24 protein-coding genes and 1 pseudogene are annotated in these 22915 nt (G+C 33.5%); 19 read left to right on the forward strand and 6 right to left on the reverse strand.

The genetic code is table 11. From position 1 onward, the window contains the following. Window positions 1-8: 8 nt before the first annotated feature. From DN393_RS12580 to DN393_RS12590, 3 genes and pseudogenes are all read left to right on the forward strand, one after another. Window positions 9-1493, forward strand: a complete 1485-nt coding sequence (locus DN393_RS12580) for an aldehyde dehydrogenase family protein (protein ID WP_149173548.1) — start codon at window positions 9-11, stop codon at window positions 1491-1493. 130 nt (window positions 1494-1623) lie between these two features. After that, a pseudogene (locus DN393_RS12585) lies at window positions 1624-3114 on the forward strand (alanine/glycine:cation symporter family protein). A 30-nt stretch (window positions 3115-3144) separates the two neighbouring features. Next, window positions 3145-3579, forward strand: a complete 435-nt coding sequence (locus tag DN393_RS12590) for a carboxymuconolactone decarboxylase (RefSeq protein WP_149173549.1) — start codon at window positions 3145-3147, stop codon at window positions 3577-3579. Window positions 3580-3830: 251 nt separating this feature from the next. On the opposite strand, the gene DN393_RS12595 is transcribed toward DN393_RS12590, so the two are convergent. Next, window positions 3831-4472: an HD domain-containing protein gene (locus tag DN393_RS12595; RefSeq protein WP_064475518.1), complete on the reverse strand. Its 642-nt coding sequence runs from the start codon at window positions 4470-4472 to the stop codon at window positions 3831-3833. A gap of 105 nt (window positions 4473-4577) precedes the next feature. Between DN393_RS12595 and DN393_RS12600 the strand changes: the two genes are divergently transcribed. The 4 genes from DN393_RS12600 to DN393_RS12620 all read left to right on the forward strand — a co-directional run bounded on the left by DN393_RS12600 (window position 4578) and on the right by DN393_RS12620 (window position 8830). Continuing rightward, entirely contained in the window at window positions 4578-5081 is a 504-nt protein-coding gene (locus DN393_RS12600) for a GNAT family N-acetyltransferase (protein WP_064475517.1), read from the forward strand. A 237-nt stretch (window positions 5082-5318) separates the two neighbouring features. Then, window positions 5319-5984, forward strand: coding sequence for a lytic polysaccharide monooxygenase (locus DN393_RS12605; RefSeq protein WP_064475516.1), 666 nt, complete (start codon window positions 5319-5321; stop codon window positions 5982-5984). Between the two features lie 161 nt (window positions 5985-6145). Beyond that, window positions 6146-7075 (forward strand): manganese-dependent inorganic pyrophosphatase, encoded by a 930-nt coding sequence (ppaC, locus tag DN393_RS12610; protein ID WP_000416841.1) that lies wholly within the window; start codon window positions 6146-6148, stop codon window positions 7073-7075. Between the two features lie 108 nt (window positions 7076-7183). Further along, on the forward strand, window positions 7184-8830 hold the full coding sequence (locus tag DN393_RS12620) for a M3 family oligoendopeptidase (RefSeq protein WP_098103145.1): 1647 nt from the start codon (window positions 7184-7186) through the stop codon (window positions 8828-8830). Between the two features lie 18 nt (window positions 8831-8848). Here DN393_RS12620 and DN393_RS12625 read toward each other — a convergent pair whose 3' ends face one another. Next, the gene (locus DN393_RS12625) at window positions 8849-9046 is read right to left on the reverse strand and encodes a DUF4017 family protein (protein WP_046954126.1); all 198 of its coding nucleotides are present in this window, start codon (window positions 9044-9046) and stop codon (window positions 8849-8851) included. A gap of 161 nt (window positions 9047-9207) precedes the next feature. Between DN393_RS12625 and DN393_RS12630 the strand changes: the two genes are divergently transcribed. The 3 genes from DN393_RS12630 (at window position 9208) to DN393_RS12640 (ending at window position 11389) form a co-directional block, all read left to right on the forward strand. Continuing rightward, entirely contained in the window at window positions 9208-10413 is a 1206-nt protein-coding gene (locus DN393_RS12630) for a hypothetical protein (protein WP_064475514.1), read from the forward strand. A gap of 20 nt (window positions 10414-10433) precedes the next feature. Then, the gene (locus DN393_RS12635; RefSeq protein WP_064475513.1) at window positions 10434-10883 is read left to right on the forward strand and encodes a DUF6884 domain-containing protein; all 450 of its coding nucleotides are present in this window, start codon (window positions 10434-10436) and stop codon (window positions 10881-10883) included. A 308-nt stretch (window positions 10884-11191) separates the two neighbouring features. Next, entirely contained in the window at window positions 11192-11389 is a 198-nt protein-coding gene (locus DN393_RS12640; protein ID WP_120340933.1) for a hypothetical protein, read from the forward strand. A 2-nt stretch (window positions 11390-11391) separates the two neighbouring features. On the opposite strand, the gene DN393_RS12645 is transcribed toward DN393_RS12640, so the two are convergent. From DN393_RS12645 to DN393_RS31515, 4 genes are all read right to left on the reverse strand, one after another. Next, the gene (locus DN393_RS12645; RefSeq protein ID WP_064475511.1) at window positions 11392-11844 is read right to left on the reverse strand and encodes an SET domain-containing protein; all 453 of its coding nucleotides are present in this window, start codon (window positions 11842-11844) and stop codon (window positions 11392-11394) included. Window positions 11845-11982: 138 nt separating this feature from the next. Next, complete coding sequence (locus DN393_RS12650) at window positions 11983-12339, reverse strand: hypothetical protein (protein WP_064475510.1); 357 nt, start codon at window positions 12337-12339, stop codon at window positions 11983-11985. A gap of 129 nt (window positions 12340-12468) precedes the next feature. After that, entirely contained in the window at window positions 12469-13092 is a 624-nt protein-coding gene (locus tag DN393_RS12655) for an acetylglutamate kinase (RefSeq protein WP_149173550.1), read from the reverse strand. Between the two features lie 684 nt (window positions 13093-13776). Beyond that, on the reverse strand, window positions 13777-13938 hold the full coding sequence (locus DN393_RS31515) for a hypothetical protein (protein ID WP_170957602.1): 162 nt from the start codon (window positions 13936-13938) through the stop codon (window positions 13777-13779). A gap of 279 nt (window positions 13939-14217) precedes the next feature. Here DN393_RS31515 and recQ point away from each other — a divergent pair, with 279 nt between their 5' ends. The 9 genes from recQ to DN393_RS12700 all read left to right on the forward strand — a co-directional run bounded on the left by recQ (window position 14218) and on the right by DN393_RS12700 (window position 22906). Then, window positions 14218-16335 (forward strand): DNA helicase RecQ, encoded by a 2118-nt coding sequence (gene recQ / locus DN393_RS12660; RefSeq protein WP_064475508.1) that lies wholly within the window; start codon window positions 14218-14220, stop codon window positions 16333-16335. Between the two features lie 25 nt (window positions 16336-16360). Beyond that, window positions 16361-16744: a gamma-glutamylcyclotransferase family protein gene (locus DN393_RS12665; RefSeq protein ID WP_064475507.1), complete on the forward strand. Its 384-nt coding sequence runs from the start codon at window positions 16361-16363 to the stop codon at window positions 16742-16744. A 181-nt stretch (window positions 16745-16925) separates the two neighbouring features. Beyond that, window positions 16926-17669 carry a class I SAM-dependent methyltransferase gene (locus tag DN393_RS12670; RefSeq protein WP_064475506.1) on the forward strand — a complete coding sequence of 248 codons (744 nt, stop codon included), beginning with the start codon at window positions 16926-16928 and terminating at the stop codon, window positions 17667-17669. A gap of 115 nt (window positions 17670-17784) precedes the next feature. After that, complete coding sequence (locus DN393_RS12675) at window positions 17785-19860, forward strand: HelD family protein (protein ID WP_149173551.1); 2076 nt, start codon at window positions 17785-17787, stop codon at window positions 19858-19860. Between the two features lie 82 nt (window positions 19861-19942). Then, complete coding sequence (locus tag DN393_RS12680; RefSeq protein WP_098103149.1) at window positions 19943-20275, forward strand: DUF952 domain-containing protein; 333 nt, start codon at window positions 19943-19945, stop codon at window positions 20273-20275. 169 nt (window positions 20276-20444) lie between these two features. Further along, a complete protein-coding gene (locus DN393_RS12685; RefSeq protein WP_061679735.1) occupies window positions 20445-20792 on the forward strand; it encodes a PadR family transcriptional regulator in 348 nt (115 codons plus the stop codon). Next, the gene (locus DN393_RS12690; RefSeq protein ID WP_149173552.1) at window positions 20779-21780 is read left to right on the forward strand and encodes an HAAS signaling domain-containing protein; all 1002 of its coding nucleotides are present in this window, start codon (window positions 20779-20781) and stop codon (window positions 21778-21780) included. The genes DN393_RS12685 and DN393_RS12690 overlap by 14 nt, the downstream gene beginning before the upstream one ends. Before the next feature lie 43 nt (window positions 21781-21823). Next, window positions 21824-22336, forward strand: a complete 513-nt coding sequence (locus tag DN393_RS12695) for a GNAT family N-acetyltransferase (protein ID WP_033662712.1) — start codon at window positions 21824-21826, stop codon at window positions 22334-22336. 207 nt (window positions 22337-22543) lie between these two features. Further along, on the forward strand, window positions 22544-22906 hold the full coding sequence (locus DN393_RS12700; protein ID WP_098103151.1) for a hypothetical protein: 363 nt from the start codon (window positions 22544-22546) through the stop codon (window positions 22904-22906). Window positions 22907-22915 lie beyond the last annotated feature (9 nt).

Here is a 22915-nt window from a genome sequence, read left to right on the forward strand (position 1 = left end):
GATCATATATGTTAGCGACAAACATTGAGCTGAGACCAAAAGTGAAAGCGTTTTTAAATGAAGAAATTAAAATGTTTATTAATGGTGAATTTGTTCCTTCCATTAGTCGGAAGACATTTGAGACATACAATCCAGCAACAGAAGATGTTCTGGCTGTCGTATGTGAAGCGCAAGAAGATGATATTGATGTCGCTGTAAAAGCGGCAAGATCTGCATTTGAATCAGGACCTTGGGCAGAAATGACTACCGCTGAAAGAGCACACCTTATTTATAAATTAGCAGACTTAATTGAAGAGCATGGAGAAGAATTAGCGCAGTTAGAAGCTTTAGATAATGGGAAACCATATCAAGTAGCACTGGATGATGATATTGCAGCGACTGTAGAAAATTATCGCTATTATGCAGGATGGGCTACAAAAATTATCGGGCAAACGATTCCGATTTCAAAAGATTACTTAAATTACACACGCCATGAACCTGTTGGCGTTGTAGGTCAAATTATTCCTTGGAATTTTCCACTCGTTATGTCTTCTTGGAAAATGGGAGCTGCACTAGCAACAGGTTGTACAATCGTATTAAAACCAGCAGAGCAAACGCCTTTATCGTTATTATATACAGCGAAGCTCTTTAAAGAAGCAGGTTTTCCAAACGGTGTTGTAAACTTTGTTCCAGGTTTTGGCCCAGAAGCAGGAGCTGCAATCGTAAACCATCATGATATTGATAAAGTAGCCTTCACAGGTTCAACAGTTACAGGAAAATATATTATGCGTCAATCTGCAGAAACAATTAAACATGTAACGTTAGAACTTGGTGGTAAATCACCAAATATCATTTTAGAAGATGCTGATTTAGAAGAAGCGATTAACGGTGCATTCCACGGCATTATGTATAATCACGGCCAAAATTGTAGTGCCGGATCTCGCGTATTCGTTCACCGAAAACATTACGAAACAGTCGTAAATGAACTAGTGAAAATGGCGAATAACGTGAAGCTTGGAGCAGGTATGGAGAAGGAAACGGAAATGGGTCCACTTGTATCTAAAAAGCAACAAGAGCGTGTGCTACATTACATTGAACAAGGAAAGGCAGAAGGTGCTACTGTTGCTGCTGGTGGTGAACGGGCATTTGAAAAAGGATATTTTGTACAGCCGACAGTATTCACAAATGTTACTGATGATATGACAATTGTGAAAGAAGAAATTTTTGGACCAGTTGTCGTTGTACTTCCATTTGATTCAACAGAAGAGGTAATCGAAAGAGCAAATCGCTCTTCATACGGACTCGCTGCGGGCGTATGGACACAAAATATTAAAACAGGACATCAAGTTGCTAATAAATTAAAAGCAGGAACAGTATGGATTAATGATTATAATTTAGAAAATGCAGCTGCACCATTTGGTGGCTTTAAACAATCTGGTATCGGTCGTGAGTTAGGTTCATATGCGCTTGATAACTATACAGAAGTGAAAAGCGTTTGGGTAAATATAAAGTAATAGAGAATCTAACTGTTAATAAATAGAGGGGTGCAATAATAAGAGCTGCGGACAACTGGAAGGTTTAATAATAGTTGTCCGTTTTCTTATATATAAAATAGTTTTCAAAAGAATGTTAAGGGGGATTTGGATGGAGCAATTAGTAGAGTGGTTAGTAGGGCAAGTATGGAGTATTGGGTTAGTTGTTTTTGCATTAGGGGCAGGTGTGTATTTTACAATTGCCACTCGTTTTCTGCAAATTCGTTATTTTAAAGAGATGATTAAACTATTATTTGAAGGGAAGAGCTCGGAGACGGGAATTTCATCCTTTCAAGCATTTTGTTTAGCCTTATCAGGTAGGGTTGGAATAGGTAATATCGCAGGGGTCGCGACAGCTATCGCTTTTGGCGGACCGGGAGCCGTGTTTTGGATGTGGGTAATGGCTCTTTTAGGAGCAGCGAGTGCATTTGTTGAATCAACATTATCTCAAGTATATAAAAGTAAAGTCGGAAATGAATACCGCGGTGGTACACCATATTTCATTGAAAAAGGCCTGAAAATGAAATGGTTTGCAGTCATTGTAGCGGTTGTTGTAACACTTTCATATGGCGTTTTATTACCAGGTATTCAGTCTAGTAGTATCGCAGTTGGATTTGAAAACTCTAATGGCATTAGCAAATATATAACTGGAATATTATTAGTTATTTTATTAGCATCAATCATTTTTGGTGGCGTAAGGAGAATTGCGGGCGTTTCGCAAATGCTTGTTCCATTTATGGCAATTGGTTATGTAATTGTTACATGTATCGTATTAATTGCGAATGTAACAGAAATTCCAAGTATGTTCGCTTTAATTTTCTCTAGTGCTTTTGGTGTAAATGAAATGTTTGGCGGAATCGTCGGTGCAGCAATTGCATGGGGCGTAAAGCGCGCTGTATTTTCAAATGTTGCAGGTGTTGGAGAAGCAACGTATAGCTCCGCTGCTGCTGAAGTATCCCATCCTGCAAAACAAGGATTAGTTCAAGCATTTTCTGTATATATCGATACTATTGTTGTATGTACAGCGACAGCTCTTATGATTTTAATAACAGGTATGTATAATGTTATACCGGAAGGGAAAAGCGCTATTGTAAAGAACATAGGGAATGTTGATGCAGGTCCGATCTATACACAACAAGCAGTTGAAACTGTTATGACAGGGTTTGGTCCATTATTTATTTCAATCGCAATTTTCTTCTTCGCATTTACAACATTACTCGCATACTACTATATTGCTGAAACGACGCTTACTTATTTAGATCGTGATCTTAAACATAGCTGGTTAAAACCAGTTTTAAAAATTGGATTTTTAATTATGGTTTACATCGGTAGCGTTGAATCAGCGTCGCTTTTATGGAATCTTGGAGATTTAGGAATCGGTAGTATGGCATGGTTAAACTTAATTGCGATTCTACTATTAAGTTAAATCGCATTAAAAGTGTTAAAAGATTATGAAGCACAGAAAAAAGAAGGGAAAGATCCAGTATTTAATCCTAAAAATGTTGGGATTGAAGGATTAGTTTTTTGGGAAGAGAGAAGTAAAGAGATTGAAAGGAAAAACTATAAGGAACAATCTGTAGTGGATGATAGTCTGAAATTGTAACCTTAATAAACTGAATATTCATTCTTTTAAATGAGGTATATTGCCTTCTTTTCATCACATACTACAATAGGTACACATAATTTGAATGGGGGTAATAATAAGATGGAACACGAACAACATAGTTCAGTAAATGATGTTCTACATCATTATAAAGAAGGTATCGGTAGTTTTACTAACCAAATCCCTGAAATTGCTGAAACATATAATGCATTCACGCAAGCTTGTTTTCAAGAGGGTTCTTTAACAAAAAGAGAAAAACAACTTATTGCATTAGGAATTAGTCTAGCAACGCAAGATGAGTACTGTACCATTTATCATACAAAAGGTTGTCTTGATCAAGGGTGTTCAGATAAAGAAATTCTGGAAGCATGCGGTGTTTCAGCAGCATTTGCTGGCGGAGCTGCAATGAGTCAAGCAGTAACATTAGTACAAGAGTGTTTAAGTGAACTGAAAAATCAAATTTAATCTCACGTAAAAGAACGTTTTAAACTTTATGTTTAAAACGTTCTTTTACGTGAGATTAAATTTGAGTATAAAAATTATCTGGTATGTGATGTAATAAAGTAAGGTTTTTAAATTTGTGGGAATGTGAAAGCACAATTATTTATTTAGTTTTAAGATTTTCTAAAAAGTTTTAATTGTTTCATATAATCAATAGCTTTTGTTTTGTTCTTTTGTTTACATACAAATTCTATCGTTATTAAGTTGTATGTAATTTAATATTCCATATTTTTATAAATCGATTTCTCTACGTCAGGAAGAACTCTGTATATACTCTTACTGATTAAAGATTCTAATTCGTTTTTAATTGTGTAGAAACCTTTCCAATGTAAAGAGGAATGAGGGGTTGTTCCATGTCGTAAACCAACTGAAATCAATCTTTTTTCAAGAGTAGTAAAGCCTTCCGCATCAGCAAGTGCGTCACAAAGGGTAATGACCTTACTGTATAAGTCGTAGTCACTATTTTCATTTAATATTTCAATTAATTGGCTTTTCATATAATCAGGAACAAGGCTCCACTCCGCTGCGATATTTAAATGCTCATTTTTGCACGGGAAAGAGTGTGTCACGCAAATAATTGCGTTTCCTGTATACCCTAAATCATTCATATACATATAACCATCATAGGAATGAATAACAGATTTAGTAAAACCTTTATACCTTCCTATATCATGTAGCAGAGCAGCATTATATGCTATGTCAGCATTTAGGTCATACCCATTATTAATAAGTTCTACAACTATCTTTTCAGTTGCAAGGGCAACATTACATGAATGTTCGAACCACGGACCTGGGCTTTGTTTATATGCCCACTCGAGTAATTCTCTTGCATATGTCCTATCTAATATATACTTCATATAGGTATCCTTTCTCTAAAAAATTGTACTTTAAATAATTTCATCTTAGTAATTCATTTTTCCTTCCTTAAAACTTGGTACAATGACATAAAAGGGGGATTAGTAATGCAAAATGTAGTAATTGAAGAAATTAAGCAAATAAAAGATGATGTGGAAGAGCTTTCTAAACTTTTGAAAACGGTTGTAAATGATGGGGCGTCAATTGGTTTTTTACCTCCACTGGAACGGAAAGAATCAGCGAAGTATTGGGAAACTGTATTAGCACCAGAAGTAATCTTATATGTCGCTAAAATAAATAATGAAGTGGCCGGGAGTATTCAATTACATTTAGTTACAAAACTTAATGGGATTCATAGAGCTGAAATTTGTAAGTTAATGACTCATCCAAACTTTAGACGTAATGGCATTGGGCGTTTACTTATGCAAAAAGCAGAGGAGCGAGCAAAGCAAGAAAAAAGGTCTCTTATTGTACTAGATACGAGAGAAGGAGACCCTTCTAATAGATTGTATAAATCATTAGACTATAAAGAAGTTGGAAAAATACCAGAATACGCAATTTCTCCGAGTGGTGATTTAGATGCTACAGTTATTTATTATAAAGTTTTATAAGTTATGATTAAAAAGCTATTATGCTAAAAATAATAAACTCCGATTTTTAACACCGCCTATATTTCTCTAGCGGTGTTATTTGAATGTATCAATAAAATTAATTTAATGTACTAATTGAATTTGAGAAAGTTTTTAGAGGGTTATGTTTGTATAGTCTCTCATCTTATAATGAATGTAGAGGAGATGACTAGGCAACTATAGTTGTTTTCGCTTTATTATGCGAAAGGGGATGTCGGGATGAAAACGAAAGGTTTACAGAAGGTGAAGAAAGTTATGTTAAGTGGTAGCATATTACTTACGGGATTGTTAACTTTCGGTTTTTCAGAGAAAGCTTCAGCTCATGGATATGTTGAATCACCAGCAAGCCGTTCTTATTTATGTAAGCAAGGGGTAAATGTGAATTGCGGACCGATTCAATATGAGCCACAAAGTGTAGAAGGAATAGGTGGATTCCCGCAATTAGGACCTTCTGATGGACAAATTGCCGGAGCTGGCCATTTTCCTGCTTTAGACGTTCAAACAGTTGATAGGTGGAAGAAAGTTACGTTAAACGGCGGGACGAATACATTCAAGTGGAAACTAACGGCACCTCATAGTACGAAAGAATGGAAATACTATATTACGAAAAAAGATTGGAATCCAAATAAGCCGTTAACAAGGTCTGATTTAGATTTAGTGCCATTCTATGTGAAAAATGATGGAGGAACTAGACCAGGAACTTCAGTAACACATGAAGCAAATGTACCTACTGATAGAAATGGATATCACCTTATTTTAGCTGTTTGGGAAATTGCAGATACTGGGAATGCATTTTATCAAGTTATAGATGTTAACCTTGTAAATAACGGTTTAGCATCAAATTTCGCGCTAAATCATGTAGTGCAGGCTCCTACCTTATTTTAAATAAAATATACATTTCGATCATCTAATTCATTTTAGATGATCTTTTTTCCGAAAAACGATGAAAAATATAGAAGAAAGTGCAATTATTTATAAAAAAATGGGCTTTAAATATTGTCATATTTGCTTCTTTAAGATATCCTTTTCATGAAGAGGTGGAAAACATGGAAAAAGTACTAGTTTTCGGGCATAAAAACCCAGATACAGATGCAATTTGTTCTGCAATTGCTTATGCAGAATTGAAAAAAGAATTAGGAATGAATGCTGAGCCTGTACGTTTAGGTGAAATCAGCGGTGAAACTCAATTTGCGTTAGATCATTTTAAAGTAGAAGGACCGCGTTTTGTTGAGACAGTTGCAAGCGAAGTGGACAACGTTATTTTAGTTGATCATAACGAGCGTCAACAAAGTGCTAACGATATCGAATCTGTTCGTGTGTTAGAAGTTATTGACCATCACCGTATTGCTAACTTTGAAACAAGCGATCCTATTTACTACCGTTGTGAGCCAGTTGGTTGTACAGCTACAATCTTAAACAAAATGTACAAAGAAAATGGCGTTACAATTCGTAAAGAAGTTGCAGGCTTAATGTTATCTGCAATCATTTCAGATTCTTTACTATTCAAATCTCCAACTTGCACAGAGCAAGACGTAGCAGCAGCTCGTGAATTAGCGGAAATCGCTGGTGTAGATGCTGATAGCTACGGCTTAGAAATGTTAAAAGCTGGTGCTGACTTAAGCGGAAAAACAATGGAGCAATTAATCTCTCTTGACGCTAAAGAATTCCAAATGGGTAATGCGAAAGTTGAAATCGCACAAGTAAACGCTGTTGATACAAACGACGTTCTTGTACACCAAGCGGAACTTGAAAAAGTTATCTCTGCAGTAGTAGAAGAAAAAGGTTTAGACCTATTCTTATTCGTTGTAACTGATATCTTAACTAACGATTCTGTCGGTCTTGCGATCGGTAAAGCAGCAAACGTTGTTGAGAAAGCATACAACGTATCTCTAGAAAACAACACTGCTACATTAAAAGGTGTTGTATCTCGTAAAAAACAAATCGTACCAGTATTAACAGAAGCATTCCAAGCTTAATTTTATTAAGTACAGATAAACAGCAAGGACAAGTAGTCGGATTGGCTATTTGTCCTTTTCTATCTCTAAAAAACAGAAAATTAAAATTTTAAAACAGGAGGATTGTGTATGCTTAATGATTTGGAGAGTAAATTACAGTCACTTTTAGAGCGAAATATTACTTCTGTTTCAGAATTAGAGAATTGGCTTTTGGATGAACAGAGTGTAACCGCTGAAATAGAAGAGGAGATAACAAGTAGTTTAATCGCCACGTATAGAGATACAAATGACAGAAATAAACGTAATTTACATATGTATAATCAAAATACAATTCAACCACTTTTAAAAAGATATAATGCAAAATTTGACCAGAAATTTATAGAGTCTCCGTTTTCCGACTTATTAGATGAGCAGAAATACGGTTTTATGACAAAAGCAAGATTGATAAAAAGTAAAATGTTTAATGACAAGAACATTGCTCTTACCATTAAAGAGCAAGAGCTTATTACGAAATATAGAGAAATAATGTCTAACATATCTATTAATTGGGAAGGCGAGCAAAAGACGTATGCATATGTAAAAGCAAAGCTAGATAACCCTAATAGAGCTATTCGTGAAAAAGCTTGGTACGCTTTATGTGAAGCAAGAAGTGTAGTGAAAATAGAAATAGATTGTATTATGAATGAACTCGTACAATTGCGGAATGAGACAGCTTTACATGCAGGATTTAATAATTATAGTGAATATGCTTTTAAACAAAAAAATAGAGATTATAGTATTGAAGAGTGTTATAAACTTCATGAATCTATAGAAAAGTATGTTGTACCAATTTGGAAACAGTTGGGAAGTCTTTCTAAAAAGAATCTCGGTGTAAAAACGTATCGCCCGTGGGATCTAACGCCTTGTAATTTACTAAAAGTCCCATTTCAAAATACCGTTGATTTATTGTATGGGGTGGAAGAAGTGTTTCGGAAGACTGATTTATATTTTTATGAGAAATTTATTCATATAAGGAAAGCTGGATTCATTGACGTAGAAGAACGTGAAAATAAAGCGCCAGGAGCCGCTTGTTTTACCTTGCCTCATAGTAAAGAGGTTTTTGTGTATTCTAATTTTAGTCCATCATTTTATGCAATTAATGCACTTATACATGAAGTAGGGCATGCCTTTCATTTTTATAAACAATTTAACAATGATAGTAGTATGCAAGAAAAATATCTTCGCGAAGAAGTGGCTGAGCTTTATTCTCTCAGTCTTGAGTTGCTAGTAATGGATAAGCTGGATATCTTTTATAAGCAAGAGGATGAATATAAAGAAGTACAGCGCGTACAATTATATCGTGCTTTCTCACTGTTAATGTCGTCAATTGCAGGAGATGTATTTCAGCACTGGCTGTATTCAAATCCAAACCATACTCCAGGAGAACGTGATAAGAAATATATGGAACTATGCGAAAGGTATCAATATTCATCAGTCGATATTGCTGGATTAGAAGATGAAATTAGTTCAAGTTGGTTAGAATCATTTCATTTTATTCAGTTTCCTTTTTATAAAATTGAATATGCAATTGCACAAATAGGAGCAATGCAATTGTTTCAAATTTATCGAGAAGACCCAGAAAAAGCGATTGCTTTCTTTAAAGAAGGTGCGAGTGCAGATTGGAATTTATCCATGCAAGAAATATATGAAAAAACAGGTATCACGTTTGACTTTTCGGAAGAAAGGATAGAAAGTACTGCAAGTGTAATTTTTGATCTAATTAATGAATTAAAATAAGGATAGCATTTGCTATCCTTATAACTGTTTGTTCGTAGATTTTTTCTTGTTTATATAAAATGTAATAATAGCCGCAATGATGAAAATAGGTATGGCATACGCTTGCCCAACAAACAACTTCCAGCCAATATGATTATAACCTTCAGATGCTGGAGCAATCATAGCGATTATGCAAACAATAATATAGAGTACTAGTGCAGGGATTATATTTTTCATTTGTTCACCTCCTTTTCATAAAATTATCACATGTATATTTGTATAATACATTATAGTTTGAGAAAAGATATATGTTTTTCTAACATTTATGTAAATAAAAGGGTTGTTATTAAGTGGAATAGAATAGGTGTATGTAGAATGATATAGGGGTGTTACATATAATGAACAATATATTAAATCGAATAAAGAAAGATGTAAGTATAGAATTATTGAATACACTATGGCCTGGTTTTAATAGGGCTGCATTTGCACTATATAATGATGAGCATGTGTATGTATTTCATCATCCATTATTTTTGAAAGATGATGGTGAGTATGCCATTTTAAAGCGGGATGAACAATTTAAGGCTGATACATTTATCCTATTAAAAGATTATCCGACTGCCATCGTGAATATGAATAGGCATAGAGATTATGAAAGTTTACTTGCAGTTGTGGTGCACGAACTTTTTCATTGCTATCAATATTTGAATAAAGAAAGTAGATTTCCAAATGAAACTTTAGGATTTCAATATCCTATAATAGAGGGAAATATAGAATTGCGAAATAAAGAACGAATGTGTTTATATGATGCTGTGCATTGTAAGTCACAAGCTGAGAAATATAATTATATTAAGCAATTTATTGAACTAAGAGAGCAAAGAACTAGTTTTATGAAAGAAGAGTTTATCACTTATGAGTGTATGGTTGAAAGTATAGAGGGGCCTGCTTGGTATGTTGAAATGAACGCCCACATTGCAGTATGTAAAAATGATGAAAGTGAAACATTACGAAAATATAGCGGACTTATTTTAGATATATATGATGCTAATTGTAACATTAGGAAGAGTTGCTATAGCTCAGGAATGCTTTTATGTTTATTATTAGATGAGATGCATTCTGAATGGAGAACGAGCTTCTTTAATAGTGATAAATCATTATATGCTTTTTTAAAACAAAACATTAATGTTGTTTTAAGTTTAAATAATGAATTTGCAATAAGTAAAGAAACGAAGCAAATCCTTCATTTTGTACAAAACGAAAGGGATAAGGATTTTATGCAATTTTATAAAGAAGAAGGGTATCATCTGTATATTGTAGGGAATATAAAATTAAATTCGTTTAATCCAATGAATGTAAAATTAAACAAAAATAAAGCGTTACATAAAACCTTTTTAAGTGTATGTATACATAATAAAACATATATGATAAATCAACCTGTTTTAGCATCTTTTGAAGAAAATTTTAAAAATATGACACAAGTTCATATTATAATGAATGAAAAGCCGATAGTAACAAATAATGGTTGGAACGTAGTGGGTGTTGGTGATATAGAAGCTGAGTATGAAGAAGAAGAGAATTCTATATTTTTATATTTAAAAAGTTAGAAGTGAGGTAAGAAATAAAGATGAAAAGGTTATGCATAATTCCATGCGGAAAAAAGAAGATTTGGGATAAGTATCCAGATTTCGGACCGATGGAGGCAAAAGATGTATATATTAGCCCGTTCGGAAAAGCATGTCAGGCGTATGCAACTCTGTTTTTCGAGAATTGGGTTATCTTATCGGCGAAGCATGGATTTTTAAGACCAAATGATATTGTTCTAGAAAACTATGACCTTGCATTTGATTCAAAAAGCGATGAGATTATTAGCGTGGAACAATTAAAACAACAGATGATTGAAAAAGACTTGCTTCAGTTTGATGAAATTGTTTTACTTGCAGGCAAGAAGCATAAGAAAGTAGTGACACAATTATATCCAGAAGAAAACATTACGTATCCGTTAGCAGGATGTAAAGGAATTGGATATATGTTACAGAGGTTGAAAGGGGCTGTGGGGGAAGGAAAGGAACTATAGCCAACTTGTTGTAAGAGCTTTTTAGTTATATATATTGTGAGCAAAAAAATAGAAAATACATATTAATTTAAAGCCCAAATATTGGGCTTTTTTCTTTGTAGTAATCTCTTTAAATATATTAGGTACAACTAATAGAAAAGTATAACATTTATAACTATACTTATAAATCTAGAATGTAGACTAGTAAACAAACCTCTTTCTACTTTTCATCATAGAATATGATGAATTCTATTTAGGAGGAGGAATATTTATGGGGAATCATTGTAATTGCAGGCGTTCATTTTGGGATGATTTAATGTTCGGAAGATGTGGATGTAAATGCAGGGATTGTCACGAATGTCGTTGCAAAGAGAAACCGAAATGTGATTGTGACGAGTGTCGCTGCAAGGAGAAATCGAAGTGTGATTGTGAAAAATGCAATTGTAAAGAGAAACCGAAATGTCATTGTAAACATGAAGGGTATTAATAATAAAAAAGAGTACGCTAAGTACTCTTTAATTTTTTAAGGTTATATTCCATCTTGAACAGATTTTTTTACAATTTCCCACGTGTCTTGTTTTTTAATCTTGATAGCTACATTAGTTCCGGTAGATTCCTTATAAAAGATATATCCATTGTTTTCGTCCACATATGTCAATGGTTCACTTATGCAATCTCGCGAACAAGATGTATTAATTAGCTCGATTAATGATAGTTCGCTCGGATCGGTTTTACTTGCATCTATAATAGTATCAACGTCTATTTTACGGTAACCTTGTAAATTCACATGGAAACTTTGTTCGATTTCACCTGTAATACTAGTATTCATTACTTCAACTGAAAGTTTCTTTTCTTGAAGAAATCCGTTTTCAAAAATTAATTTTGTATATCCAAGCCATGCGATTAAAACTAGCATGATAAACATAGTAAATATTTTAAGTGTTCGAAGCCGTTTACTAACAATTGTTTCTGAGTATTTCATCCAGTTTAATCCTCCAATGTTTTTAATTTAAAGTATGCCTAGATACATATTTTTAGAAGAAAGATAGAAGTTAACGAGTGCTTGATTCAAAAAAGAAAGCATCCGAAGTTAGATGCTTTCTTTTTTGCGTATATTTCGCTATCTGTTCGTTACTTGTTTCATAAGTGGTCTAATTTCTTTAACGGGTGGTTTTTTATCATAGGCATCAACGTAAGAGAAATAGTAATTTAAGTTTCTAAGAAGACCTTTTCCTATTTTAGCGCTCAAGAACGGAAATACTTGTCCAGTATAATCATCGAGAGATTTACAGTAATATTTTTCATCTAGATAAATACTGTATTTACATGTTAGTTCTACTAGTGAGTTCCCTTCTTCATCAATTACTTCTTTAGAATCAATAATGTCTATTAATGCGAATTTTTCATTTAGATAAACTTTCTTCTTTTTCTCGTGTTTATTTGTGAGGATAAATACGAGACCAATGGCGTTAATCAAACTATTTCCTCCTATAAAAAACGGATATTAATAAAATATATCGATATACGTTAAATGTAAAGAGGAGAGGTGAAATTTCATTGATAGAAAGTTTAATAAGCCGATTTGTGTTTTCAAATCGGCTTATTATTATTGAAACACTTGCGGGAATTGTTTTACGATTGCGTTTGTTATCATATCAGCCATTTCTAATGCTTCTTTTTCAATTTTATCATATAGTTTTACGCTTGCTTCAAAATCTTTATTTAGGAAGGCAAGCACTTCTGCTTTCGTAAGTGCTAAATGTTCATAAAACATTTTTCTGAATTCTTCTTTTTCTATATAAGGGTTGATGCTAGCAAGAAACGCCACAATTTCATCACCATTAGCGTACCATTTTTTCTCTATAGCGGCAGCTGCATTTTGATCACCAGCTTTTGCGGCTTTAACTAGATCCGCAGCAATGACTAAGTGGTCTTTAATTAATGCACTATATTTTTTTACAGCATCCTCACCATAGAATGGTTCAAGTGATAATCCCATATGTGTTGCATTTTGAAGAAGACGTCCAACTGTAACGTTAACGTCTGGTAAATTAAAGACAATACTTATAATAGCTAATCTCGTCCAAGCGACATGTTGTTCCCATAAAGAACGCATATAACCTTTTAAAAAGTTTTCATTTTTACTAATTCGGTAATTACGTACAGATGTATCAAAGTGTACATAAGGGTTATGATAGGGGGAGTAATACGATTGCCAATAAGAATACATAAACGGTAACACTCCTTTGAACATGTATAACTCAAAGTATGATGGGAATTTATTTTTAGTTACGTGTCCTAGATTAATTTCAGAAATTGATGTGGAAAAAGATGAAGGATTTTATTGTGGTATATATAAATAAAATGAATATAAAAATAAACAAGGCTCTGCAAGGGAAGTTGCAGAGCCTCAAAAGGGTATTGCCGAGATGTCGGACTCGACTAAGTAATGTTATCATAAAATTCTATTAAAAAAACCTGGTAAATGTGTCCAAATAAAAGTGAATCTTTAATAAAGTCAAAGGGATCCGCTTCCCGCAGCAGATCCCTTTAACTAGATAATGTAGATGAGCAAAAACTCATCTAGAGTACTTTTATAGTAACAAGTAAAAATCGTTTTGTGTATTGAGAAAAAAAGAATTACTTCATTAAATGTTAAGAACTTATATTTTACTTCTGGTTAATATAATCATTTGTTGTAAGTGAAGTATGGTTATAAAATGGAGAAAAGACTTGCAAGCATCTAAAAGCGTAATGAAATATATAATAGTCAAAAAAGACCTGCTTATATAAGCAGGTCAAATTAAGGAGTTTTATCCAACAGAATATGTCATATGATATCAACTGTATTGTATTAAGTCTATAAGGTTTATATTGAGAAAAGTTTTGTGAATGGATATATTTCGCACACGTATTAACGTTTAAAAAGTTGAGAAAGAAAATGAAAAAGCTTTTTATAAGAAAATAATGGCTGGTATTTATAATATGATTCATATTTCCACGCATCATGATTCGAGAATTGGAGTTGATTCGGTACTGTTTTCTGCTTGGTGGAACTAATATTCTGCTGTTTCATATAGTAACCTCCTGAATTCATATGTATAAGATTAGTAGTATTCAAGGAAGATTAATAAAATGTATATTTATTTTGTAATTCATTTTATATGTGCTTTATTTATGTTTTAAAATTTATAAATAGCCATTAAAACACCGTTGCTAAACAACCTCTAAAACGTAGAGAAGCATAAAATAATGAAAAAGCAAGCTGTTAGTCTTGTATTCATCACTTTCATGACACATAAGTGATGATATAATAGTAATAGATGAAAGATAAAGAAAAGCAGGTGACTCTTTTTTGTTTACAAAAGCACAAGAACTTTTAGCGTCTTATTTCGGTTATTCGTCATTCCGAAGAGGGCAAGATGAAACAATTAAAAATGTATTAGATGGGAAAGATACAGTCTGTATCATGCCTACGGGCGGTGGTAAGTCAATTTGTTATCAAATTCCCGCATTAGTATTCGAAGGAACGACATTAGTTATTTCACCTTTGATTTCACTTATGAAAGACCAAGTAGATACATTAGTACAAAACGGTATTTCAGCTACTTATATTAATAGTTCTATTTCGATTGCGGAAGCGAATCAACGAATTCAATTAGCAAAACAAGGACATTATAAGTTACTTTATGTGGCGCCGGAGCGTCTTGATTCAATGGAATTTGTTGACCAACTTATCGATATGAAAATCCCGATGATTGCAATTGATGAGGCGCACTGTATTTCGCAGTGGGGACATGATTTCCGTCCGAGTTATTTACATATACATCGCATATTAGATTATCTTCCAGAAAAACCGCTTGTCCTAGCATTAACTGCGACGGCAACACCACAAGTTCGTGAAGATATTTGCAACACGCTTGGAATTAATCAAGAAAATACGATTATGACAACGTTTGAGCGCGAGAACTTATCATTTTCTGTTATTAAAGGACAAGATCGTAATGCATATTTAGCGGATTATATTCGTCAAAATCAAAAAGAATCTGGGATTATATATGCAGCTACTAGAAAAGTAGTTGATCAGTTGTATGAAGATTTAATGAAAGCAGGAGTTTCTGTATCAAAATACCATGCTGGTATGAGTGATACAGATCGAAATGAGCAGCAAGAACTCTTTTTACGTGATGAAGTGAGTGTAATGGTAGCGACATCTGCATTTGGGATGGGAATTGATAAATCGAATATTCGTTACGTTATCCATTATCAACTGCCAAAAAACATGGAAAGTTATTATCAAGAAGCAGGACGTGCTGGCCGTGATGGATTAGATAGTGCATGTATATTGTTATATTCTTCTCAAGATGTGCAAGTACAGCGCTTTTTAATTGACCAATCGACAGGAGAATCTCGTTTTTCAAATGAACTTGAAAAACTGCAAAATATGACTGATTACTGTCATACAGAACAATGTTTACAATCATTTATTTTGCAATACTTTGGAGAAGAACCGAAAGAAGATTGCGGCCGCTGCGGTAATTGTACGGACGACCGCGAAAGTATCGATGTGACGAGAGAATCACAAATGGTTCTATCTTGCATGATTAGGACGAACCAGCGATTTGGAAAACAAATGATTGCACAAGTACTAACTGGATCTAAAAATAAGAAAGTTATTGAATTTAATTTTCATACTTTACCAACATACGGATTACTATCAAATCGAAGCGTCAAAGAAGTCAGTGAATTTATTGAGTTTCTAATTTCAGATGAGTTAATTGCAGTTGAACATGGTACGTATCCAACATTAAAAGTAACAGAAAAAGGGAAAGAAGTATTATTAGGTAAAGAGAATGTTTTACGTAAAGAACGAGTAGAGACAAGACAAATTGTTCAAGATCATCCTTTATTTGAAGTGCTTCGCGAAGTACGTAAAGAAATTGCGCAAGGAGAAGGTGTACCTCCATTCGTTATTTTCTCTGATCAAACGTTGAAAGATATGTGTGCAAAAATGCCGCATAGTGACTCTGAACTTTTAACTGTGAAAGGGATCGGCGAACATAAACTTGTGAAGTATGGTTCTCATTTCTTACAAGCAGTTCAGCACTTTATTAAGGACAATCCAAACTATGCTGAAACAGTTAAAACAGAAGTGGTGACAGAGCGGAAAAAGTCAGGGAAAGCTTCAGCAAATTCTCATTTAGAAACGTATGAAATGTATAAACAAGGCATTGATCTAGATGAAATTGCGAAAGAACGTGGCTTATCAAGACAAACAATTGAAAATCATTTAATTCGCTCTTTTGAGGATGGAATGGAAATAGACTGGAACAGTTTTGTTCCTGCAGAATATGAATCACTGATTGAAACTGCCGTGCAAAATGCAGAGGGTGGTCTGAAATCAATTAAGGAACAACTTCCAAATGAAGTGAGTTACTTTATGATTCGTGCATATTTACAATTTAGAAAGTAGATATATAAAAAGGGGATAGGGATATATGCATCACGTTTTCGTGTATGGCACATTAAGAAAAGAGCAAACGAATGCTCATTTTATGCAAGGGGCAATATGCATCGCAGACGGAGCATGGACGTATGGTAAATTATTTGATACAAACGAAGGGTATCCGGCAATGATTTGTTCAAATGAGGACAAAGTATACGGAGAAGTTTATGAAGTAAATGAGGTTGTTCTGCAAAAATTAGATGAACTTGAAGAATATACAGGTAATGCAGAAAGTGATTTATATGACCGAATCACCGAAACGGTTTATTTAGGTGATAGAGAAATACGTGCATTTGTGTATGTTGCTCAAGATATAGGGATGTTAAAGAAAGTTATCATTTCTGGTGATTGGGTAGAGTATCAACAAGAAAAATAATAGCAGTCATAGAGCGGATAGTGGTATCATCCATTATCTGCTTTTTATATTGGTACTTTCAAAATTCTTATTATTTTGATAAATTGTAAATATAGGGAAATTTGAATGGTTTTTTTCATGGGTGTTAGAGATTTAGTTTTTCACCTGTAGAAGAAAAATCTATTGCAGGAGGAGAATAATAATGAACGAATTAAATGTGAGAGAATTTTACGAAAAACAATTTAAACTATCCAATTACGATATCAATACAGAAAGCTGGTTAGAGCAAGTTGCGAAAGAAGTTAAAGAACAAGTTGGATATCCATTCCATTCGATGTTGGAACTAGGAGCAGGAAATGGTGGATTCGCAAGGGCGATGTCTAAGTTACAAGTGAAAATGACTACAGTTGAGCTTATACCAGAGTTAGTTATGTTTGCAAAAGAGCATTCTACTAATGATATAGATATTCATTGCGCTGATTTTTATAAAATTAATTTTGAAGAAAAGTTTGATGTTGTTAGTTATTTAGATGGATTTGGTGTAGGAACAGATGATGAACAATTGATTCTATTAAAACGTATTAAAAACTGGATGAAGGATGATGGATGTGCACTTATTGATATGTATCAACCATTGTATTGGAAAAAAGCAAGTGGACAAGAAATGACCTTAAGTGCAGCTATGCGAAAATACGAATATGATCTTATAAATGAGAGAATGTTAGATCATTGGTGGCATCCTAATAATCCAAATGATATAGTTACACAGTCTTTACGTTGTTATACGGTAGATGAGATTAGCAATCTATGTGCTGAAGCTGGTTTAAGTATTGTAGGATTCTTCCCAGGAGGAGCATATGATTTTGAAAAACGAAAATATAAAGAATTAGCAACTTTAAATGAATGCTTGGCGTACCGGATTAAAATAAAGAAGAGTAGAGATTAATCTCTACTCTTTTTTGATTTAGAAAATTCTTACTAAAACTATTGACTTTATAAATGGATTTTTAATACAATTGTATTTCGACTAAAAAATTGAACGGACAGGAGGGAATCATCAAATGAACAACATTTTTGAAGAAGAGTTACAAAGGATGAAAGCTACATTAAGTACGATGGATGATCAATTAGAACAGCTCGAAAGCATTCCGGTTTATTATGGAGATGATTTTAAAGAACAAATTCTAGAAAGTATGAGAGAATCTAATAGACAAAACTTACGTATTGGAGTGCAAGAACCATACTTTGGAAGATTAGATTTTCAAGAGGACGGCAAGGAAGAAGTTATGCCGATCTACATCGGTAAAGTAGGTGTTTCACATAAAGACACAATGAAACCGATTGTAATTGATTGGCGGGCACCTGTCGCAAGTATGTTTTATTCATTTACCGGCGGTGATGAATTAGCGTTTTATCAATCGCCAGATGGATTAGTAGAAGGTGATGTTTATTTAAAGCGAAACATCTCAATCCGAAAAAGAGAACTAGAACGTGTTGTTGATACATATGTAAAAGGAAATGAAGATGTATCTCATGCCGATGATTTTCTTCTATATCGATTAGGTGAGAATAAAGATAATAAACTAAAGGATATTGTTTCAACGATACAATCGGAGCAAAACGATATTATTCGTGCGGAAAGAAACTTACCATTATTAATTCAAGGGGTTGCAGGAAGCGGAAAAACAACGATCGCTTTACATCGCCTTGCTTTTTTAATTTATGAATATCGTGAACAATTAGAAGCTGAGAGAATGATTGTATTCGCTCCGAATAGTCTGTTTTTAGACTATATTTCGAGTGTGCTTCCTGAATTAGGTGTAGGGAATATTAGTCAAACAACATTTCCAGATTGGGCATTACGTACGTTAGATGATTCGGTGAAACTGAAGCAGACAGAAGGAAAATTGAAAGAAGCATTTTCTATTAATCGTGATGAAGAAAAGGTTATGCTCGGTAAATTGAAAGGTACACTAGAATTTAAGTCCTTTATTGAAGAGAGAATGATTCAATTTGAAAATGAATTAGTACCAACAAGTGATTTTGAGGCATGGGACAAAGCTATTATTCCGGTAGAAGACATAAAAAAATGGATGCAAGTTGAATATAAACATTATCCATTAAAGAAAAGAAGAGAAAGATTAGTCGGCAGAATGAAGCGCTGGATTGAAATTGAACTGAAAAAGTATGGAGAAACAAACGAGAAGAAATTACTAAAAAAAGAAGCGACAAAGAGATTGAACACATATATGAAGTTTTGGCCGAAAATGAGTGCACTTTCACTATATAGTTCAATATTGAAAAGTAAAGAAATACTCGAAGTATTGCCTGAAGAACTTGTGAAAGAAACTGAAAAGAGTTGTCGTAAAAAAGAAGTGTATGTAGAAGATTTACCAGCTTTAATTTACATACATCACCGCATAACAGGTATTGAAATCGGACAGAAATTCCATCACGTCGTTATTGATGAAGCGCAAGATTTCTCGCCATTCCAAGTTTATGTAGTAAAAGAAATTACACTAGGTAATTCTTTTACTATATTAGGTGATTTATCTCAAGCAATTTATGATTATCAAGGGATTGAAGATTGGAGTGCTTTTAAAGAAGTATTCCAAGAAACAGGTTATTATGAACTGACGAGAAGTTATCGTTCTACAAAAGAAATTATAGAATTTGCGAACGAAATAATTAAAAATGCAGAGATTCCAGTTGGGCTCGCAACACCAGTTTTTCGCAGTGGTGAAGATGTTAAGGTAATCCATGCAGAAGATCAATTTAATGAAATTATGAAGACGTTAAAACATCTACAAAACGAAGATGTGAAAACCATTGCGGTAATAGGAAGAACAGACGATGAATGCCGCGATATATATGGAAAATTAACAAAAGCAGGATTGGCCGTAAACGTCATTGAAGCAGATCAAAGTAAATATGAAGGTGGTATTTCAGTAGTACCTGTATACTTGGCAAAAGGGCTAGAATTTGATGCTGTTCTATTAATCGATGTTGATGAAGAACATTATAAAAATACGAAACATGATGCAAAGTTACTATATGTCGGATGTACAAGGTCACTTCATGATTTATGGATTTTCCATAGCGGAGAAATATCGCCTTTAATTAATGGATTAAAATAAATATTACATACAAGAGGATTTTCTAGTAACAAAAAGAAGAACCTCTTGTTTTTCTATATAAAGACATGGAGAGAGGATAACTATGATAACAAAAGTAATAACAAAAAGAAATTGGGAAATCGCAAAGGTAGATGGAGAAGTTAATGAAGCTTCACTTAAAGAAGAGGGATTTATTCATTGTTCATTTTTACAGCAAGCTTTAAAAGTTGTTGAAAAATATTTTAGTCATGAAGAAAATGTTTTATTACTGACAATCGATCCATCCTTAATAAAAGCAGAAATAAAATATGAACTTGCTTCTAACGGTCAAGAATATCCGCATGTATATGGAGTAATTAATATTGAGGCAATTGTAGGTGTTACCCCATTTACTAAAGAAAAAGGAGAGTTTATATTACAAGAGGTACAAAATTAAGGTTGTAATAGCTGTTTAAATTAACAAGAAAAGCACAAATTATATAGTTTGTGCTTTTTTATTATCTATTTTTTGTAAATACGCATTGTTTTTATCACACTAATACTGTACGATACATAGTATAAAACATATACTGTATGACATATAGTAATGGAAATGAGGTGAGTGAATGGATGCTTTATTAAATTCGTTAATTACTGAACTAAGAAGAGGGACATTAACATTAGCGGTTTTAAGCCAGTTAAGAACACCGCAGTATGGGTATTCACTTGTCCAATTATTGGAGCAATCAGGGATCACAATCGATCAAAGTACTTTATATCCACTACTTCGCCGATTAGAAAAGCAAGAGCTAGTGACGAGTAGTTGGGATAAAACGGAGAGTAGGCCTCGTAAGTATTACGTTTTAAGTGAATACGGATTAGAGATATTTTTGCAGTTAAAAAAGGAATGGATAAAGGATTCGAAAGAACTTTATAACTTATTAAAGGAGGAGGACAAGAATGAATTTGATTGATATTTATGTCGAAGAAGTAGCGAAGAGATTACCTGAAAAAAATCGTGAAGATATTATTCTTGAACTACGGTCAACTATCGAGGATATGTTACCTGATGAGTATAATGAGGAAGATGTAAAGAGTGTCCTTGAAAAATTGGGAAGCCCAGTTTCATTGGCTAATGGCTATCTGGATAGACCGATGTATTTAATTGGACCACGTTATTTTGATGTATATACGACATTGTTAAAAATGATCATACCAATAGCAGCTGTAATCGCACTTATTGCAATGGTTGCAGAAAATTTTGTAGGATATAATGGTGAGCAAGCGGTATTAAATGTTATTTTAAATTTGATAGGTAAAGGAATTGGGGAAATTGTCGAAGTAGGCCTCCATGTATTTTTCTGGTTGACACTTGTATTTGCAATTTTAGAAAGAACAGATAAAGACAAAGGTACTCAACCGTTGACGACAAGTTTAAAAAAATGGACGCCTGATGATTTGAAAAATACTTCGTATGTTCCAAAGAAAAAGTCGATCTCAAAGTTCGAAGTGTTTGGAGGTCTAATGTGGACGGCAATATGGGCGACACTTTACTTTTATGCGAATCATCTCGTTGGCGTATACCACGGTACGGAAAATGGATTGAAGTTTATTGCGCCGACGTTTAATCAAGATGTATTAATTCAGTATTGGCCAATCGTTGCTATTATGATTGTATTTGAAATAGGTATATCTCTTTATAAGTTAGTACAGGGACAATGGACGCGAAGATTAGCAATCGGGAATGCTATACTTCAAATAGCTGGAACAATAGTATTCATTGTAATTGTAGTAAATCCGTATTTATTTAACGAAGGATTTATTACGTATGTGGCAAATGTGTTTACTACTTCTCCAGAGGAATTTAAAAAGTGGTTAATTGGTGGAGGTATTATCATTTATATTTTATCTGCGGTATTAAATATATTTGATGGTTTCCGAAAAGCTCGTATTCGTATGTAGTAGTGAAAGGAAAGAAGATATACTTTATGAAAGGAAGAAAGCAATGATAAGGGAAGCAAGGAAACAAGATGTAACATACATGTTAGATATTTATAATGATGCTATATTGAATACAACAGCCGTCTATACGTATAAACCTGTAACCCTTGAAAATAGAATAGATTGGTATGAACAAAAAAAGGCTAACGGCTATCCGATTTTAGTATGTGAATTAGATAATAAAATCGTAGGATTTGCGACATTTGGCCCGTTTAGAGCTTGGCCTGCCTATAAATATTCAATTGAGCATTCTGTGTACGTTCATAAGGAATATAGAAAAAATGGGATAGGAACTTCTTTAATGAAAGCATTGATTACAGTTGCAAAAGAAAGGGAATATATGACCTTAATTGCTGGAATTGATGCAGAAAATGAGAAAAGCATTGCCTTACATGAAAACTATGGATTTGTTCATGCGGGGACAATTAAGAAGGCTGGTTATAAGTTTAACAGGTGGTTAGATTTAGCTTTTTATCAATTGGAGCTTAATGGTCCTAAAAAGCCTACGGAAGAGTAAATGTTTGCGTTATGCGAATTATGTATTTTAGAAAGATAGTATGGGGAAATTTCATGCTATCTTTTTTATTGTATGGATAAATAACATGTAATAAAAAAAGTTTTTTATATTCTATATCGAATTGTGAGAAGATGATAAAACAATATAAAAAGAGGTATGGATATGCATTTACAAAAAGTATAGCAAAGGCATACTAGGGGTGAGTGATTGAAAAGAAACTTAAAAACTTCAACAATCATCATATTAATTTTAACGATTATCGCTATGGAAGTTGGAATCGCGATTTACGATCATAATCTGTCATTAGATACAATTTACTTTGCAGCAATCCTCATTTGTATTGTATTGCTTTTTGGCACACGTGTTTCTGAAGAGAAAGAAAGTACATCGAAACAGAGACGAAGAAAAACAGCTTGGCCATCTATTTTATTATCTATCGCTTGTTTTGCCGTTATAAGTTATATAAGAATAGGCTATGTCTCTGTGCCAGGGATAATTGGTTTTTCATGTTTTGTTACTTATGGTGGATTCGTGTTTATTAGTATTTTAAAAAGGAAAAGGAAAAATTAAAGGTAGCTA

The organism is Bacillus sp. BPN334 (assembly GCF_008368885.1).
Taxonomy (GTDB): domain Bacteria; phylum Bacillota; class Bacilli; order Bacillales; family Bacillaceae_G; genus Bacillus_A; species Bacillus_A wiedmannii.